The 15,458-nt window shown below is 73.2% G+C and carries 13 protein-coding genes; 7 read left to right on the top strand and 6 right to left on the bottom strand.

Annotated elements, in window-relative coordinates:
- The first annotated feature begins 204 nt into the window (after positions 1-204).
- From ABZ457_RS15865 to ABZ457_RS15845, 5 genes are all read left to right on the top strand, one after another.
- The gene (locus ABZ457_RS15865) at positions 205-969 is read left to right on the top strand and encodes an IclR family transcriptional regulator (protein WP_359158108.1); all 765 of its coding nucleotides are present in this window, start codon (positions 205-207) and stop codon (positions 967-969) included.
- Positions 970-1,465: 496 nt separating this feature from the next.
- Positions 1,466-2,257 (top strand): MIP/aquaporin family protein, encoded by a 792-nt coding sequence (locus ABZ457_RS15860; protein WP_359158107.1) that lies wholly within the window; start codon positions 1,466-1,468, stop codon positions 2,255-2,257.
- A 64-nt stretch (positions 2,258-2,321) separates the two neighbouring features.
- A complete protein-coding gene (glpK, locus tag ABZ457_RS15855; RefSeq protein ID WP_359158106.1) occupies positions 2,322-3,866 on the top strand; it encodes a glycerol kinase GlpK in 1,545 nt (514 codons plus the stop codon).
- Between the two features lie 15 nt (positions 3,867-3,881).
- A complete protein-coding gene (locus tag ABZ457_RS15850) occupies positions 3,882-5,501 on the top strand; it encodes a glycerol-3-phosphate dehydrogenase/oxidase (protein ID WP_359158104.1) in 1,620 nt (539 codons plus the stop codon).
- A gap of 176 nt (positions 5,502-5,677) precedes the next feature.
- Positions 5,678-6,874 carry a PAC2 family protein gene (locus ABZ457_RS15845; RefSeq protein WP_359158103.1) on the top strand — a complete coding sequence of 399 codons (1,197 nt, stop codon included), beginning with the start codon at positions 5,678-5,680 and terminating at the stop codon, positions 6,872-6,874.
- Between the two features lie 105 nt (positions 6,875-6,979).
- Here the strand turns inward: ABZ457_RS15845 and mshC are convergent, their stop codons facing one another.
- The 4 genes from mshC to ABZ457_RS15825 all read right to left on the bottom strand — a co-directional run bounded on the left by mshC (position 6,980) and on the right by ABZ457_RS15825 (position 10,615).
- The gene (mshC, locus tag ABZ457_RS15840; RefSeq protein WP_359158102.1) at positions 6,980-8,209 is read right to left on the bottom strand and encodes a cysteine--1-D-myo-inosityl 2-amino-2-deoxy-alpha-D-glucopyranoside ligase; all 1,230 of its coding nucleotides are present in this window, start codon (positions 8,207-8,209) and stop codon (positions 6,980-6,982) included.
- 132 nt (positions 8,210-8,341) lie between these two features.
- The gene (locus ABZ457_RS15835; protein ID WP_359158101.1) at positions 8,342-9,241 is read right to left on the bottom strand and encodes an SCO1664 family protein; all 900 of its coding nucleotides are present in this window, start codon (positions 9,239-9,241) and stop codon (positions 8,342-8,344) included.
- The gene (locus ABZ457_RS15830) at positions 9,205-9,795 is read right to left on the bottom strand and encodes a DUF3090 domain-containing protein (RefSeq protein ID WP_018849017.1); all 591 of its coding nucleotides are present in this window, start codon (positions 9,793-9,795) and stop codon (positions 9,205-9,207) included. Before ABZ457_RS15830 ends, ABZ457_RS15835 begins: the two co-directional genes overlap by 37 nt.
- A gap of 106 nt (positions 9,796-9,901) precedes the next feature.
- Positions 9,902-10,615 (bottom strand): histidine phosphatase family protein, encoded by a 714-nt coding sequence (locus ABZ457_RS15825; protein ID WP_359158099.1) that lies wholly within the window; start codon positions 10,613-10,615, stop codon positions 9,902-9,904.
- Between the two features lie 144 nt (positions 10,616-10,759).
- Between ABZ457_RS15825 and corA the strand changes: the two genes are divergently transcribed.
- Positions 10,760-11,752 (top strand): magnesium/cobalt transporter CorA, encoded by a 993-nt coding sequence (gene corA, locus ABZ457_RS15820; protein WP_359158097.1) that lies wholly within the window; start codon positions 10,760-10,762, stop codon positions 11,750-11,752.
- A gap of 93 nt (positions 11,753-11,845) precedes the next feature.
- Here corA and ABZ457_RS15815 read toward each other — a convergent pair whose 3' ends face one another.
- Both ABZ457_RS15815 and ABZ457_RS15810 read right to left on the bottom strand, forming a co-directional pair.
- Entirely contained in the window at positions 11,846-12,631 is a 786-nt protein-coding gene (locus ABZ457_RS15815) for a ferritin-like domain-containing protein (protein WP_359158096.1), read from the bottom strand.
- 321 nt (positions 12,632-12,952) lie between these two features.
- A complete protein-coding gene (locus ABZ457_RS15810) occupies positions 12,953-14,002 on the bottom strand; it encodes an LLM class F420-dependent oxidoreductase (RefSeq protein WP_359158095.1) in 1,050 nt (349 codons plus the stop codon).
- A gap of 128 nt (positions 14,003-14,130) precedes the next feature.
- Here ABZ457_RS15810 and ABZ457_RS15805 point away from each other — a divergent pair, with 128 nt between their 5' ends.
- Positions 14,131-15,114 carry an aldo/keto reductase gene (locus ABZ457_RS15805; RefSeq protein ID WP_359158093.1) on the top strand — a complete coding sequence of 328 codons (984 nt, stop codon included), beginning with the start codon at positions 14,131-14,133 and terminating at the stop codon, positions 15,112-15,114.
- The last annotated feature ends 344 nt before the right edge of the window (positions 15,115-15,458 follow it).

Below are 15,458 nucleotides of genomic sequence, written 5' to 3'. Positions count from 1 at the left end.
CGTGACGCGGCCCGCCGGGGGATACTCGCATCGCCGCGTCAAAGGTCGGCATCGACCGATAGTGTTCAGCATTGCCGAACCCCTCGCGGCGGACTCCGCCGCACCCGCCGGTCCCGTCCGCGGGGCCGCACACCGCTAGACCGCTTGTCGTACCCCGCTAGTCGCACCCCGCTCGTCGAACAGCAGTGGAGAAGGGCCGATCCGATGGCGAAGAACATCCAGTCACTGGAGCGGGCGGCCGCGATGCTGCGCCTCCTCGCGGGCGGCGAGCGCCGGCTGGGTCTGTCGGACATCGCCTCCTCACTGGACCTGGCCAAGGGCACGGCCCACGGGATCCTGCGCACCCTCCAGGCCGAGGGCTTCGTCGAGCAGGACCCCGCCTCCGGCCGGTACCAGCTCGGCGCGGAGCTGCTGCGCCTGGGCAACAGCTACCTCGATGTGCACGAGCTGCGGGCCCGGGCCCTGGTGTGGACGGACGACCTGGCGCGCTCCAGCGGCGAGAGCGTGCACCTGGGCGTCCTGCACCAGCACGGCGTGCTCATCGTGCACCACGTCTTCCGGCCGGACGACAGCCGCCAGGTGCTGGAGGTCGGCGCCATGCAGCCGCTGCACTCCACCGCCCTCGGCAAGGTCCTGGCGGCCTACGACCCGGTGGCGCACACCGAGGCGGTGGAGGTCGAGCGCAAGGCGTTCACCCCGGCGACCGTGACCGACCTGGACGCCTTCGAGTCGGTGCTGGACCTGACCCGCGCCAAGGGCTGGGCGGCGGACGTGGAGGAGACCTGGGAGGGCGTGGCCTCGGTGGCGGCGCCGATCCACGACCGGCGGCGGATGCCCGTCGGCGCGGTGGCCGTGACCGGCGCGGTGGAGCGGGTGTGCGACGGCGGGGAGCTGCGCTCGGAGCTGGTCGCGGCGGTGCGCGACTGCGCCCGCGCGGTCTCCCGCGACCTGGGCGCGAGCCGCTTCTGACCCCCTCGGGGGCCGCCGCCGACCCTTCCGGGGCCGCCCGACCCTGCGGGGGCGCTTCCGGCCTTCCGGTGGTACTGCGGCCCCCTCCACAGCCCTGGCGCGGCCCGGAGGCCGGCCTTCCGGGGTCACCGCCGACCCACCGGGGTCACCACGGACCCCTCCCGCGGCCCCGGTGGCGCCTCCGCGCGCCGCCAGGGGCCCCGGCGCTTCCCGGGCCCGTCCGCGGCCGGGTGGGGCGCCGCCCCACGGACGGGCGTCCCCGGCCGGTCGGGCGCATCATCGGATAACGATCCGATTTTCGACACCACACCCCTTGACGCAGTCTTCACCCAGGACAAAACTGCCGTTCATCGGTCGGCATTGTCGAACACCAAACGGCAATAGACGCTAGAGTGTGACAACGCCAAGGGCCGGCCATCGCCCTCACCTGAGGGCGCGGACCACCGGAGGGACCCGGGGTTCGCCTTCCCCTGGACGAAGGACAAAGGAGTCGCGGGTGTCCAGCTCCGACATCTTCATCGGCGAGACCATAGGTACCGCCCTGCTCATCCTGCTCGGTGGCGGCGTCTGCGCCGCCGTGACCCTCAAGAGCTCCAAGGCCCGCAACGCGGGCTGGCTGGCCATCACCTTCGGGTGGGGCTTCGCGGTGCTCACCGCCGTCTACACCACCGGTGCCCTCTCCGGGGCCCATCTGAACCCCGCGGTCACCGTCGGCATCGCCATCAAGGACGGCGCCTGGGGCGACGTCCCGGTCTACTTCGCCGGCCAGCTGCTCGGCGCGATGATCGGCGCCGCACTGGTCTGGGTCGTCTACTACGGGCAGTTCCAGGCCCATATGACCGACCGCGAGATCGTGGGCGGGCCGGCCTCCGGCAAGCCGGAGGAGGGCCCCCACTCGGAGGCCGCCAAGGCCGGACCGGTGCTCGGCGTCTTCTCCACCGGCCCCGAGGTCCGCGTCGTCTGGCAGAACCTGGCCACCGAGATCATCGCCACCGTGGTGCTCGTCCTCGCCGTGCTCACGCAGGGCCTCAACGACAGCGGCAAGGGCCTCGGCCCGCTCGGCGCCCTGATCACCGCCCTCGTCGTGGTCGGCATCGGCCTCTCCCTCGGCGGCCCGACCGGATACGCGATCAACCCGGCCCGCGACCTCGGCCCGCGCATCGTGCACTCCCTGCTCCCCCTGCCGAACAAGGGCGGCTCCGACTGGAGCTACGCGTGGATCCCCGTCGTCGGTCCGCTGGTCGGTGGAGCCGCCGCAGCGGGTATCTACAACCTCGCGTTCGCCTGAGCACGAGCCGTATCCGACGCACCGACCGCATCCCCTTCCCGACCGACCCGAGCAGGAGCACACCGTGACCGACGCACACACCACCACCTCGTCCCACGGCAGCGGTCCGTTCATCGCCGCCATCGACCAGGGCACCACGTCCAGCCGCTGCATCGTCTTCGACAAGGACGGCCGGATCGTCTCCGTCGACCAGAAGGAACACGAGCAGATCTTCCCCAAGCCGGGCTGGGTCGAGCACGACGCCGCCGAGATCTGGACCAACGTCCAGGAGGTCGTGGCGGGCGCGATCGAGAAGGCCGGCATCACCGCCGCCGACGTCAAGGCCATCGGCATCACCAACCAGCGCGAGACCACGCTGCTCTGGGACAAGAACACCGGTGAGCCCGTCCACAACGCCATCGTCTGGCAGGACACCCGCACCGACGCCCTCTGCAAGGAGCTGGGCCGCAACGTCGGCCAGGACCGCTTCCGCCGCGAGACCGGCCTCCCGCTGGCCTCCTACTTCGCCGGCCCCAAGGCCCGCTGGCTGCTGGACAACGTCGAGGGCCTGCGCGAGCGCGCCGAGCGCGGCGAGATCCTCTTCGGCACCATGGACTCCTGGGTCATCTGGAACCTGACCGGCGGCACCGAGGGCGGCGTCCACGTCACCGACGTCACCAACGCCTCCCGCACCATGCTGATGAACCTGCACACCATGGAGTGGGACGACAAGATCCTCACCTCCATGGAGGTCCCCGCCGAGATCCTGCCCGAGATCCGGTCCTCGGCCGAGGTCTACGGGCTCGCCAAGGGCGGCGCCCTCGACGGCGTCCCGGTCGCCTCCGCGCTCGGCGACCAGCAGGCCGCCCTCTTCGGCCAGACCTGTTTCGCCAAGGGCGAGGCCAAGTCCACCTACGGCACCGGCACCTTCATGCTGATGAACACCGGCGAGACGCCGGTGAACTCCTACAACGGCCTGCTCACCACGGTCGGTTACCGCATCGGCGACCAGAAGGCCGTCTACGCCCTGGAAGGCTCCATCGCCGTCACCGGCTCGCTGGTGCAGTGGATGCGCGACCAGATGGGCCTCATCAACTCCGCCGCCGAGATCGAGACCCTCGCGCTCTCGGTCGGGGACAACGGCGGCGCGTACTTCGTCCCGGCGTTCTCCGGCCTGTTCGCCCCGTACTGGCGCTCCGACGCCCGCGGTGTGATCGCCGGCCTGACCCGGTACGTCACCAAGGCGCACATCGCCCGCGCCGTCCTGGAGGCCACCGCCTGGCAGACCCGCGAGATCACCGACGCCATGACCAAGGACTCCGGCGTCGAGCTGACCGCGCTCAAGGTCGACGGCGGCATGACCTCCAACAACCTGCTGATGCAGACCCTCTCGGACTTCCTGGACGCCCCCGTGGTGCGCCCGATGGTCGCCGAGACGACCTGCCTCGGCGCCGCCTACGCCGCCGGCCTGGCCGTCGGCTTCTGGCCCGACACCGACGCCCTGCGCGCCAACTGGCGCCGGGCCGCCGAGTGGACCCCGCGCATGGACGCCGATCAGCGTGAGCGCGAGTACAAGAACTGGCTCAAGGCCGTGGAGCGGACCATGGGCTGGCTCGACGAGGAAAACTGACAGGAGCAGCTAACAATGACCACCCTGCAGAGCGCCCCCTCCGGGGCGTACCCGGCATCCGGCTCGGTGTCCTCCTTCAAGGCGGCGAGCCGCGCCGAGACCCGGGAGCAGCTCTCCACGGCGACGTACGACCTCCTGGTGATCGGCGGCGGCATCCTGGGCATCTCCACCGCCTGGCACGCCGCTCAGTCCGGGCTGCGGGTGGCCCTGGTGGACGCCGGCGACTTCGCCGGCGCCACCTCCTCCGCCTCCTCCAAGCTCCTCCACGGCGGTCTGCGCTACCTGCAGACCGGCGCGGTGAAGCTGGTCGCGGAGAACCACTTCGAGCGGCGCGCGGTCTCCCGCCAGGTGGCGCCGCACCTGGCGAACCCGCTCACCTTCTACCTCCCCGTCTACAAGGGCGGCCCGCACGGCGCCGCCAAGCTGGGCGCCGGCGTCTTCGCCTACTCGGCGCTCTCCGCCTTCGGCGACGGCGTCGGCCACCTGCTCGGCCCGGCGAAGGCCGCGGCCGACGTGCCCGAGCTGCGCACCGACAACCTCAAGGCCGTCGCGGTCTACGGCGACGACCAGATGAACGACGCCCGCATGGCCCTGATGACGGTCCGCGCGGCCGTCGAGGCGGGCGCCACCGTCCTCAACCACGCCGAGGTCACCGGACTGCGCTTCACCCGAGGCCGGGTCACCGGCGCGGAGCTGAAGGACCGCACGGACGGCGCCGAGTTCGGCGTCGACGCCCGCCTGGTGCTCAACGCCACCGGCCCGTGGGTGGACCACCTGCGCCGGATGGAGGACGCGGGCGCGGCCCCGTCGATCCGCCTCTCCAAGGGCGCCCACCTGGTCCTCAAGCGCACCTCCCCGTGGAAGGCGGCGCTCGCCACCCCGATCGACAAGTACCGGATCACCTTCGCCCTGCCCTGGGAGGACATGCTCCTGCTCGGCACCACGGACGAGGAGTTCGAGGGCGACCCGGCGGACGTGGCGGTGACCGAGAAGGACACCTCGCAGATCCTGGACGAGGCCGCGTTCTCCATCCGCGACCAGCAGCTCTCCCGGGACCTGATCACCTACTCCTTCGCCGGTCTGCGGGTGCTCCCCGGCGGCCCGGGCGACACCTCGAAGGCCAAGCGGGAGACCGTGGTCACCGAGGGCCGCGGCGGGATGCTGTCGGTGGCCGGTGGCAAGTGGACCACCTTCCGGCACATCGGACGCACCGTCATGAACAAGCTGGCGACGCTCCCGGGCCGTCCGCTGGCCGAGGACATGGAGCCCATCGCCCGGCTGCCGAAGAAGCTCCCGCTGCCCGGTATCGCCAACCCGAACGCGGTGGCCCACCGGCTCCTGGTCGACGGCGGCACCCCCGGTCCGCGGATGGCCGCCGACACCGCCCGGCACCTGGCGACGCACTACGGCTCCCTGTCGTTCGACATCGCCCGCCTGGCGACCGAGAACCCGGCCCTGGCCGAGCGCGTCCACCCGGACGCGCCCGAGATCTGGGCCCAGGTCGCCTACGCCCGCGACCACGAGTGGGCCGAGACCGCGGACGACGTGCTGCGCCGCCGCACCACCCTCACCATCCGTGGCCTGGCGACGGACGAGATCCGCGGCCGGGTGGAGGAGATGCTCCGGGCGCGCTGACGCGGGCCCGTGGGGCGGACGCGGGGCGGCTCCGGGAGGGGCCGCCCCGCACCCGTCGCCGGGCCGGTTCCCCGGGGGCCGGAAGTTCACCCCGCTGTGCAAGAGGGCTGCGGCGGGGTACCTGGGAAGCCGTAAGGTTGGGGCGGTACGAGAGGGAACTTCGGAAGGAGGCCTGGGTGATCGAGCTCGAGGGGGTTCCCGAGCTGATCGACCCGGTCATGGTGGCCGCGTTCGAGGGCTGGAACGACGCCGGCGACGCCGCGTCCACGGCGGTCGCGCACCTGGACAGGGAGTGGAAGGGCGAGGTCTTCGCGGCGCTCGACGCCGAGGACTACTACGACTTCCAGGTCAACCGGCCCACGGTGTACCTGGACGGCGCCGTGCGGAAGATCGTGTGGCCCACCACCCGGCTGTCCGTGGTCCGGATCGGCGGCGACAAGCCGCGTGACCTGGTGCTCGTCCGGGGCATCGAACCGTCCATGCGCTGGCGCTCGTTCTGCAACGAGATCCTGGGCTTCGCCCATGAGCTGGGCGTCGAGATGGTGGTCATCCTGGGCGCGCTGCTCGGCGACACCCCGCACACCCGGCCCGTCCCGGTCAGCGGCATCACCTCCGACCCCGAGCTCGCCCGCACCATGGACCTGGAGGAGACCCGCTACGAGGGGCCGACCGGCATCGTCGGCATCCTCCAGGAGGCGTGCACCCACGCGGGCGTCCCCGCGGTCAGCCTCTGGGCCGCCGTCCCGCACTACGTCTCCCAGCCGCCCAACCCCAAGGCCACCCTGGCGCTGCTCAACCGCCTGGAGGACCTGATCGATCTGCGCATCCCGCTCGGCGAACTCCCCGAGGACGCACGGGCGTGGCAGCTCGGGGTGGACCAACTGGCCGCCGAGGACAGCGAGGTGGCGGAGTACGTGCAGACGCTGGAGGAGGCCCGCGACACGGCGGACCTCCCGGAGGCGTCCGGCGAGGCCATCGCCCGCGAGTTCGAGCGCTATCTGCGCCGGCGGGACGGCGGCACGGGCCCGGGCGTCCCCGGCGGTCCGGGCGGGCACGCGACGGACGGCGGCGAGGGCAGCTCCTATCTGCGGGACACCGCCACGGGCGGCGGCCGCACCCGCCCGCCGATGCCGTCCCGGCCCGAGACCGGCCCGGACGCGGAGCAGGGCCCCGATGCCGGTGACGACGACAGTGACAGCGGCGCCCCGGGCGTTGCCGGAGCGGACGGCTCGGCGCGGGAGGCGTCGGACGCCCCGGCCGAGGACGCCACCGGACCGGACACGGGCCCGGACGGGTCCCCGTCGTCCGAAGCGCCCTCGTCCGAAGCGCCGTCGTCCGAGTCCTCGGAGGGGGACGACCCCCAGGGGAAGTGACCGCCCGGCGGTACACGCACACAAACGGACGGAGGGGCGGCACCCGCAGCGGGTGCCGCCCCTCCCCCGTGCCCGGGGCCCGGGCTCAGGGACGCGAACGGGCCGTCAGAGCGCCACGCCCAGCAGCGCGTCGACCGAACGGGACACCAGACCGGGCGCGCCCTCGTCCGTACCGCCCTCGGACTGCTGCCGCTCGGCCCAGCGGTCGACGGCGGCGAGCGCGGCGGGGGCGTTCAGGTCGTCGGCGAGGGCCGCGCGGATCTCGTCCAGCAGACCGTCCGCCGACGGGCCGTCGGGCCGGGAGACCGCCGCGCGCCAGCGGCCGAGGCGCTCCACGGCCTCCCGCAGCACGGTGTCGGTCCACTCCCAGTCGGCCCGGTAGTGGTGGGCGAGGAGCGCGAGCCGGATCGCGGCCGGGTCGACGCCCTCGCGGCGCAGGGCGGAGACGAAGACCAGGTTGCCCTTGGACTTGGACATCTTCTCGCCGTCCAGGCCGACCATGCCGGCGTGGACGTACGCCTTGGCGAAGGGGTGCTCGCCGGTGAGGACCTGGGCGTGCGAGGCGCCCATCTCATGGTGGGGGAAGACCAGGTCGGAGCCGCCGCCCTGGACGTCGAAGCCCATCCCGAGGTGGTCCAGGGCGATGGCGACGCACTCGATGTGCCAGCCCGGCCGGCCGCGGCCGAGGCTGCCGCCGTCCCAGCTCGGCTCGCCCTCGCGGGCGGCCATCCAGAGCATCGGGTCGAGGGGGTTCTTCTTGCCGGGGCGCTCGGGGTCGCCGCCGCGCTCGGCGGAGAGCAGCCGCATCGCCTCCGCGTCCAGGTGGGAGACCTCCCCGAAGTGGGGGTCCGCCTCGACGGAGAAGTAGACGTCGCCCTCCAGCTCGTACGCGGCGCCCGCGTCCCGGAGCCGTTCCACGAGGGGGACGATGCCGGGTATCGCCTCCACGGCGCCGATGTAGTGCTTCGGGGGGAGCATCCGCAGGGCGGTCATGTCCTCACGGAACAGGGCCGTTTCCCGCTCGGCGAGGTCGGCCCAGTCGTGCCCGTCGCGGATCGCGCGTTCGAGCAGGGGGTCGTCGACGTCCGTCACGTTCTGGACGTAGTGGACCTGCCGCTTGGTGTCGAGCCACACGCGCTGCACGAGGTCGAACGCGTTGTAGGTCGCCGCGTGTCCCAGGTGGGTGGCGTCGTACGGCGTGATGCCGCACACGTAGATACGGGCGACGGGACCGGGGTCGAGGGTCACGGGACCACCGGTCGCGGTGTCGTGGATCCTGAGGTCGCGGCCCTTGCCGGGCAGGGCGGGGACCTCGGAAGCGGGCCAGGCATGCATGCGTCGAGCCTAACCGGACGCCTGTTCCGGATACGAACCGGATCTGTGCTGTTGGCCGGTTGGGCACTCTTGCGCTCCGGGGCGCGTTGTGCCTGGCAGCGCGGGGTGCCGGGGGCCGGTGGCCCCCCGCGGTCACACCGGCGGCCAGGGGATCGCGGGCCACTCGCCGGACGGCACGGGGTGGGTGCCCCTCTCCAGCAGGGTGCCGACGCGGGTGCGCAGGGCGGCCACCTCCGCCGCGGTCAGCAGTTCGGCCAGACGGGTGGTGAGCGGCGCCCCCTCGGTGAGGGAGGCGGCCACCGAGCCGAGGGCCTCGCGGGCGTCGGCGGTCAGGGGTTCGCCGGCCCAGCCCCAGAGCAGGGTGCGCAGCTTGTCGTCGGTGTGGAAGCTGACGCCGTGGTCGATGGCGTACAGCCCGCCGTCGCCGGTCGGCAGCAGATGGCCGCCCTTGCGGTCGCCGTTGTTGATCACCGCGTCGAGGACCGCGAGGCGGCGCAGCCGCTCGTCGTCGGCGTGGACCAGCAGGGCGGTGCGGCCCTCCCCCACGTCCGCGAAGCCGACCGCCTTCCAGCCCGCGCCGGGCTCCTCGCCCTCCACCAGGGCCAGCAGCCCGTCGCCGTCGGCGGGGGCGGTGTCCACCCAGAGCTGGACCATGCCCCGCCCGTAGGGGCCGTCGCGCAGGACGGTGGGCGGCACCAGGCCCCAGCCGGTCGCCTCGGACAGCTCGTAGGCGGCCATCTCACGCTGGGCGAGATTGCCGTCGGGGAAGTCCCACAGGGGGCGCTCCCCCGCGACGGGCTTGTAGACGCAGTGCGCCTCCTCGCCGTCGCGCGCGACCGTGCAGAAGAGGACCGCGTTGGACGCCTCCCGGACCCGGCCCCGTACGGTCAGCTCGCCCTCGGTGAGCAGTGCGACGGTGCCGGCGGCGGACCCGGTCCCGGCCCCGCTCACGGACCCGGTCCCGGCCTCGGCCCCGCTCACGGGCCCGGTCGCGGTCACGCTCCGCGCCGGTATCCGTTCTGGCGCGGACATACGTGTCCCTCCGGGTCGAGCGGCAGGCTGCACAGCGGGCACGGCGGGCGGCCGGCGTTCACCACGTCCAGGGCGCGCTTGGCGAAGGCGCGGGCCTGGGCGCCGGTGAGGCGCACCCGCAGCATGGGCGGGCCGTTCTCCTCGTCCTGGAGCAGGCGCTCCTCGGCCTCGGCGAGGTCCTCGTCGGAGTCCGCGTCGAGTTCGACGAGCGCCTGGGCCTCGACGATCATGCGCTGTTCCTCGCCGTCCCAGGCGAGCGCCATGGTGCCGACCCGGAACTCCTCCTCGACCGGGTTGTCGAGGGGCGCGGTGTCCGCGACGTCCGCGGGGGCCATCGCGGGGACGGGGGCGTTGCCCCCGGTGCGCCGCACGACCTCGTCCAGCAGTTCGTCGATCCGTTCGGCGAGTGCGGCGACCTGGGTCTTCTCCAGCGCGACGCTGGTGACGCGCCCTGCGGCGGATGCCTGCAGGAAGAACGTACGGCGTCCAGGCAACCCGACCGTGCCGGCCACGAATCGTTCCGGCGGGTCGTAGAGGAACACCTGACGGGACACGTCCTGATCTCCCTTGGGATCGGTCTTCGGATCGGGCTGTCGGTCCACCTGCCGGGCTACGGGTTCCCCCTGCGCCGTGGCCTGTCCACCCTACTGCGCGGAGCGATCACGGTGCGCCCGCGCCGCCTCCGACGACGGCCCGGCCGTTGTCTCCGTCCCGCGCCTCCGCTGCCCCGTCGGCCGGGGCGGGCGGCGCCAGGGCGGCGAAGTCGCCGGTGTCGCCGAGCCTGAGGAGGAAGGGGCGGGTGCGGGTGTAGCGCACGGCGGTCACCGAGCAGGGCTCGACCTGGACCCGCTGGAACAGGTCGAGATGCATCCCGAGGGCGTCGGCCACCAGGGACTTGATGATGTCGCCGTGCGAGCACATGACGTAGACGGCGTGCTCGCCGTGCGCCGCCTCGATCCGCGCGTTCCAGTCGCGGACCGCCTCCACGGCGCGGGTCTGCATGGCGCGCATCGACTCGCCGCCGGGGAAGGCGGCGGCGGAGGGGTGCTGCTGCACGATCTCCATCAGGGGCTGGTCGGCGAGTTCGCCGAGTTTGCGGCCCGACCAGTCTCCGTAGTCGCACTCGCTGATCCGCTCGTCCGTCTCCAGGGCGAGGCCGGGACGGGCGTCGAGGAGCGGCTGAAGGGTCTCCCGGCAGCGCTCCAGGGGACTGGAGACCGCGGCGGCGATCGGCAGTGCGGCGAGCCGCGCGGGCAGGGCCGCGGCCTGGGCGGCGCCGCGTTCGTCGAGGTGGACGCCGGGCGTCCGCCCGGCCAGCACCCCGGCGGTGTTGGCGGTGGAACGTCCGTGCCGTACGAGGATCAGCGTGGCCATGACGGCAAGCCTACGGCCCGCGCCCGCACGGGCCGCCCGGACGGGAGCGACGGCCGCGGCCGGGCCGTGGCGGGGTGGTGCGGAGGGGTTCAGCGCGGGCCGGTGGGAGCGCCCGGGTGTGTGCACGGGCCGGGACGGGGAAGAATGCGCGCCGTGATCGTGGACTGTGCCATCTACCGCGACGGGCGCCGCACCGAGGGCCCGTCGGACTTCGCCGAGGCCCTCGCCCAGGCGCGGGCGACCGGTGACGCGTTCCTCTGGGTCGGCCTGCACGAGCCGACGGAGGGCGAGTTCGACCATGTGGCGGAGGAGTTCGGCCTGCACCCGCTGGCGGTGGAGGACGCGCTGAAGGCGCATCAGCGGCCGAAGCTGGAGGTCTACGACGACTCGCTGTTCGTCGTCCTGAAGCCGATCGTCTACGAGGCGGAGAGCGACACGGTCAGCGCCGGGGAGCTGATGGTCTTCATAGGCGACTCCTTCGTCGTGACCGTCCGGCACGGCGAGGGCGCGCCGCTGGGCGCCGTGCGGGAGCGGCTGGAGGCGGAGCCCGCGGTGCTGCGGCACGGGCCGACCGCGGTGCTCTACGCGATCAGCGACGCGGTCGTGGACCACTACATCGAGGTCGCGGCCGAACTCCAGGTGGACCTGGAGGAGATGGAGACCAAGGTCTTCGCGCCGGGCGGCCGGGACGCGAAGAACACGGCGGCGAGGATCTACACCTTCAAGCGGCAGGTGCTGGAGTTCCGCCGCGCGGCGGGCCCGCTCGCCGCACCGATGACCCGGCTGGCGAGCGCGGGGGTCCCGTTCGTCCACGAACACTCCCAGCCCTTCTTCCGGGACGTCAGCGATCATCTGACCCGGGCGAACGAGCTGGTCGAGAGCCTGGACCGGCTGGTGTCGGACATCCTGGCCGCGCATCTGGCGCAGATGGGCGTGCGGCAGAACGACGACATGCGCAAGATCTCGGCCTGGGCGGCGATGGCCGCGGTGCCGACGATGGTCGCCGGGGTGTACGGGATGAACTTCGAGCACATGCCGGAGCTGCGGCAGACCTGGGGCTACCCGCTGGTGGTGCTGCTGATGGCGGGGGCGATGGCGGGTCTGTACCGGCTGTTCAAGCGGAACGGCTGGCTGTGACGGCGTCCGGCCGCCCCCGGCGCGGGGTGCGCCGGGGGCGGCCGGTCGGGGCGTGCGGGCCGGCGCGGGGTGCGCCGGGGCGTGCGGGGAGCGTCAGAAGGCGGGGGCGGGGGCCGGGGGGCCGTCGAGGGCGCCGCGCCGCTCGGGCATCCTGAGGGTGATCATCCGGTGCCAGCCGCCGAGCCGTTCGTACGCGTACATCGCGTGGATGCCGGCCGCGAGCGCCGCGGACTTGGCGCGGGGCCACTTCAGCAGCCGGCCCATGTGGCTCATCACGGCGAGGGAGACGTCCCGGTAGATCCTGATCTCGGCGAGCGCGCTCTCGCGGAGCACCCGGTGGATCGTGCGGCCGTGGCCCTCGGCCGCGAGGCGGAGCAGTTCCTCGTGGCAGTAGGCGAGGTGGTTGTCCTCGTCGTGCGAGATCTGCCGGATGGCCTTGCCGACCTCGGGGTGGTCGCCGAAGTACTTCGTCAGCATCTCCATCTGGTCGGCGGCCCGCTGCTCGGTGACCCGGCTGTGGGAGAGGTAGACGACGATGTCCTGCTCGGACAGCGACTCGTCCCGCCGCAGCTTGTCGTGGGCGAGCCCGATGCCCTGCCGCTCCAGCAGCATCGTGTAGTCGGTGTCGGGCGGGACGGGCACGGGTTCGAGCTGGCGCTTCTTGAGCAGGGCGTTGAAGATGCGCCCGTGCTTGTCCTCGTCGGCGCCGTGCCGGGTGATCCTGGGCGCCATGTCCCGCATGCTCTCGGGGACCAGAGCGGCGATACGGGCGTTCTCCCAGCCGCCCTGGGCCTCGCCGCTGGCCGCGATGGAGCAGAACAACTGATAGCTGTCGTCGCTGTCGATGATCTCCTGGAAGAGACTGCGTGCCGAGAGCATGTCTGCCACCTCCTTCACAGCGGACGCCTTGGGACGACCGCAGAGAAAAGGGTCACATGCGACATGCCGGGCGAGCCAACACCTGAGGGCCCAAACTCGCCCGAATGGGGGATGTTATTCGGTGGCACGCAGGCAGTAACCACGGCGCGGCCGGCGCGTTGTACCGCGTGACGGCCGTGGCGGGGAAGACCCCCGAGCCCCCACCACGGCCGCAGAACCTCCCGGAGCACGGCCGGTCCCCGGGGCGCCTCGCGCTCCGGGGACCGGCCGTTCGCCATGTGCGGGGGTCTGCGTGTTGCGTGGGTCCCCCGCCGCGCGGGTCTAGGCGAGGCCGGCCAGCTCCAGGGCCTCGGTGCCGGCCCGGAGGGCCGTGATCCGCTCGTCCAGGGTGAAGCCGGCCGGGGCGAGGGTGAGGGTGGTGACCCCGGCGGCCGCGTAGGCCGTCATCCGGTCCGCGATGCGCTGGACCGGGCCGAGCAGGGCGGTCTGGTCGATCAGCTGGTGCGGCACGGCGGCGGCCGCGGCCGCCTTGTCCCCGTCCAGGTACTTGTCCTGGATCTCCGCCGCCTCCTTCTCGTAGCCCATGCGCTGCGCGAGCTGGTTGTAGAAGTTCTGCTTGCGGCTGCCCATGCCGCCCACGTACAGCGCGGTGTACGGGCGGAACATGTCGGCGAGGCCGGTCACGTCGTCGCCGACGGCCAGCGGGAGGGTCGGGCAGACGTCGAAGCCGTCCATCGTCTTCCCGGCCTTCTCCCGGCCCGCGCGGATGTGGCGGACCGCGGTCTCCTCCAGGTGCTCGGCGGAGGGGAAGATCAGCAGGGCGCCGTCGGCGATCTCGCCGGTCTGCTCCAGGTTCTTCGGGCCGATCGCGGCGATGTAGAGCGGGATGTGCTCGCGCTCCGGGTGCACGGTGAGCTTCAGTGGCTTGCCGGGCCCGTCCGGGAGGGGCAGGGTCCAGTGCTCACCCTCGTAGCTCAGCCGCTCGCGGGTCATCGCCTTGCGGACGATCTCCACGTACTCGCGGGTGCGGGCCAGCGGCTTGTCGAACTTCACGCCGTACCAGCCCTCGGAGACCTGCGGGCCGGACACACCGAGGCCGAGGCGGAAGCGGCCGCCGGAGAGCGAGTCGAGGGTGGCCGCCGTCATCGCCGTCATCGCTGGCTGGCGGGCGGGGATCTGGAGGATCGCGGAGCCGACGTCGATGCGCTCCGTCTGGGCGGCGACCCAGCTCAGCACGGTGGGGGCGTCGGAGCCGTACGCCTCCGCCGCCCAGCAGACGTCGTAGCCGAGCCTGTCGGCCTCCTGCGCGACCGCGAGGTTGTCGCCGTCCATCCCCGCGCCCCAGTAACCGAGGTTGATGCCGAGCCGCATGTCGCTCCCTCTTACTGATCAGTAACGTCCCTTTCCGGTGACTCTAGCGCGCGAGCGGGGCGACCGGCAGGGGGACGTTGTCCACAGGGTCTCTCAGCGTGCGCCCCTGGCCAGTAATCTCAGCGCCCATGGAGCAGAGGCATCTCGGCCGCACCGGCCTGCGCGTGTCCCGGATCGGGCTCGGCACCCTCACCTGGGGCCGGGACACGGGCGAGCACGACGCCGCGGAGCAGTTGAAGGCGTTCTGGGAGGCCGGGGGCACGCTCGTCGACACGGCGGACGTCTACGGCGGCGGCGAGGCCGAGTACCTGCTGGGCCAGCTGGTCGAACGGCTGGTGCCCCGGCAGGACCTGGTCATCGCGACGAAGGCGGGCAGCGTGCGCGATCCGGACCGCCGGTTCGACGGCTCGCGCGGGCATCTGCTCGCCGCGCTGGACGCGTCGCTGGCGCGGCTGGGCACGGAGTACGTGGACCTGTGGCAGGTCCACGCCTTCGACCCGGACACCCCGCTGGAGGAGACCCTCCAGGCACTCGACATCTCGGTGAGCAGCGGGCGGGCGCGGTACGCGGGCGTGTCGAACTTCTGCGGCTGGCAGCTCGCCAAGGCAGGCACCTGGCAGCTCGCGGCGCCCGGGCCGCGCACCCGGCTGGCGAGCACGCAGATGGAGTACTCGCTCCTCCAGCGGGGCGTGGAGCGGGAGGTGCTGCCGGCCGCGCTGGACCTGGGCATCGGGCTGCTGCCGTCCTCGCCGCTGGGGCGGGGCGTGCTCACGGGCAAGTACCGCACGGCGGTCCCGGCGGACTCGCGGGGCGCGTCCGAGCACATGGCCCCGTTCGTCGAGCCGTACCTCGACGACGCGGCGGCCCGCATCGTGGACGCGGTCGCCACGGCGGCGGACGGCCTGGCGTCGACCCCGCTCGCGGTGGCCCTGGCGTGGGTCCGGGACCGCCCGGGCGTCGTCGCCCCGATCCTCGGCGCGCGCAACGCGCAGCAGCTCACGGCCGCGTTGTCGGTGGAGGCGCTTAGTCTTCCTGACGAGATCTGCCAGGCGCTGGACGATGTGTCCGCGCCCGTGCACCGCTATCCCGACCAGGACTGGAGCACGCTGTGAGCGCCCCCACCCCGCCGTCCCCCGACGCCCCCTCCGCGCCCCCGGCCGCCGGGACGGACCCGGCCCCGCCCGGGGGCGTGGAGGGGCCCGCCCCGGAGGGGGTGGGGGGCGCGGCAGCCGCCGGGGCGGCGGCGGAGACCGACGGGGACGCCACCGTGCCCGCGCCGCCGGCTGCCGGGGGCACGGGGGGCGGCGAAGCCGCCGAGAGTGCGGGGGCGCGGGCCGCCGGGGCGGCCGCCGCCCCCGGGGGGGGCGGGGCGGCCACCCGGGGCCACGCCGCGCCCCCGGCCGGCGGGGATACGACTAGGGGAGGGGTGGGAGACACGGTGAGAACAAGAGGGTAG

Origin of the sequence: Streptomyces sp. NPDC005805, assembly GCF_040630445.1 — a bacterium.
Taxonomy (GTDB): Bacteria; Actinomycetota; Actinomycetes; order Streptomycetales; family Streptomycetaceae; genus Streptomyces.
Note: the sequence above shows the minus strand (reverse complement) of the source record. Positions and strands in the feature narration are given on the sequence as shown.

What these genes read in the sequence shown, in the direction of transcription:
- ABZ457_RS15865 (WP_359158108.1), top strand. Translation starts at nt 205, where the DNA reads ATGGCGAAGAACATCCAGTCACTGGAGCGGGCGGCCGCGATGCTGCGC.
- ABZ457_RS15805 (WP_359158093.1), top strand. Translation starts at nt 14,131, where the DNA reads ATGGAGCAGAGGCATCTCGGCCGCACCGGCCTGCGCGTGTCCCGGATC.
- ABZ457_RS15825 (WP_359158099.1), bottom strand. Translation starts at nt 10,615, where the DNA reads ATGGCCACGCTGATCCTCGTACGGCACGGACGTTCCACCGCCAACACC.
- mshC (WP_359158102.1), bottom strand. Translation starts at nt 8,209, where the DNA reads ATGCATGCCTGGCCCGCTTCCGAGGTCCCCGCCCTGCCCGGCAAGGGC.
- ABZ457_RS15815 (WP_359158096.1), bottom strand. Translation starts at nt 12,631, where the DNA reads ATGCTCTCGGCACGCAGTCTCTTCCAGGAGATCATCGACAGCGACGAC.
- corA (WP_359158097.1), top strand. Translation starts at nt 10,760, where the DNA reads ATGCGCGCCGTGATCGTGGACTGTGCCATCTACCGCGACGGGCGCCGC.
- ABZ457_RS15810 (WP_359158095.1), bottom strand. Translation starts at nt 14,002, where the DNA reads ATGCGGCTCGGCATCAACCTCGGTTACTGGGGCGCGGGGATGGACGGC.
- ABZ457_RS15835 (WP_359158101.1), bottom strand. Translation starts at nt 9,241, where the DNA reads ATGTCCGCGCCAGAACGGATACCGGCGCGGAGCGTGACCGCGACCGGG.
- ABZ457_RS15850 (WP_359158104.1), top strand. Translation starts at nt 3,882, where the DNA reads ATGACCACCCTGCAGAGCGCCCCCTCCGGGGCGTACCCGGCATCCGGC.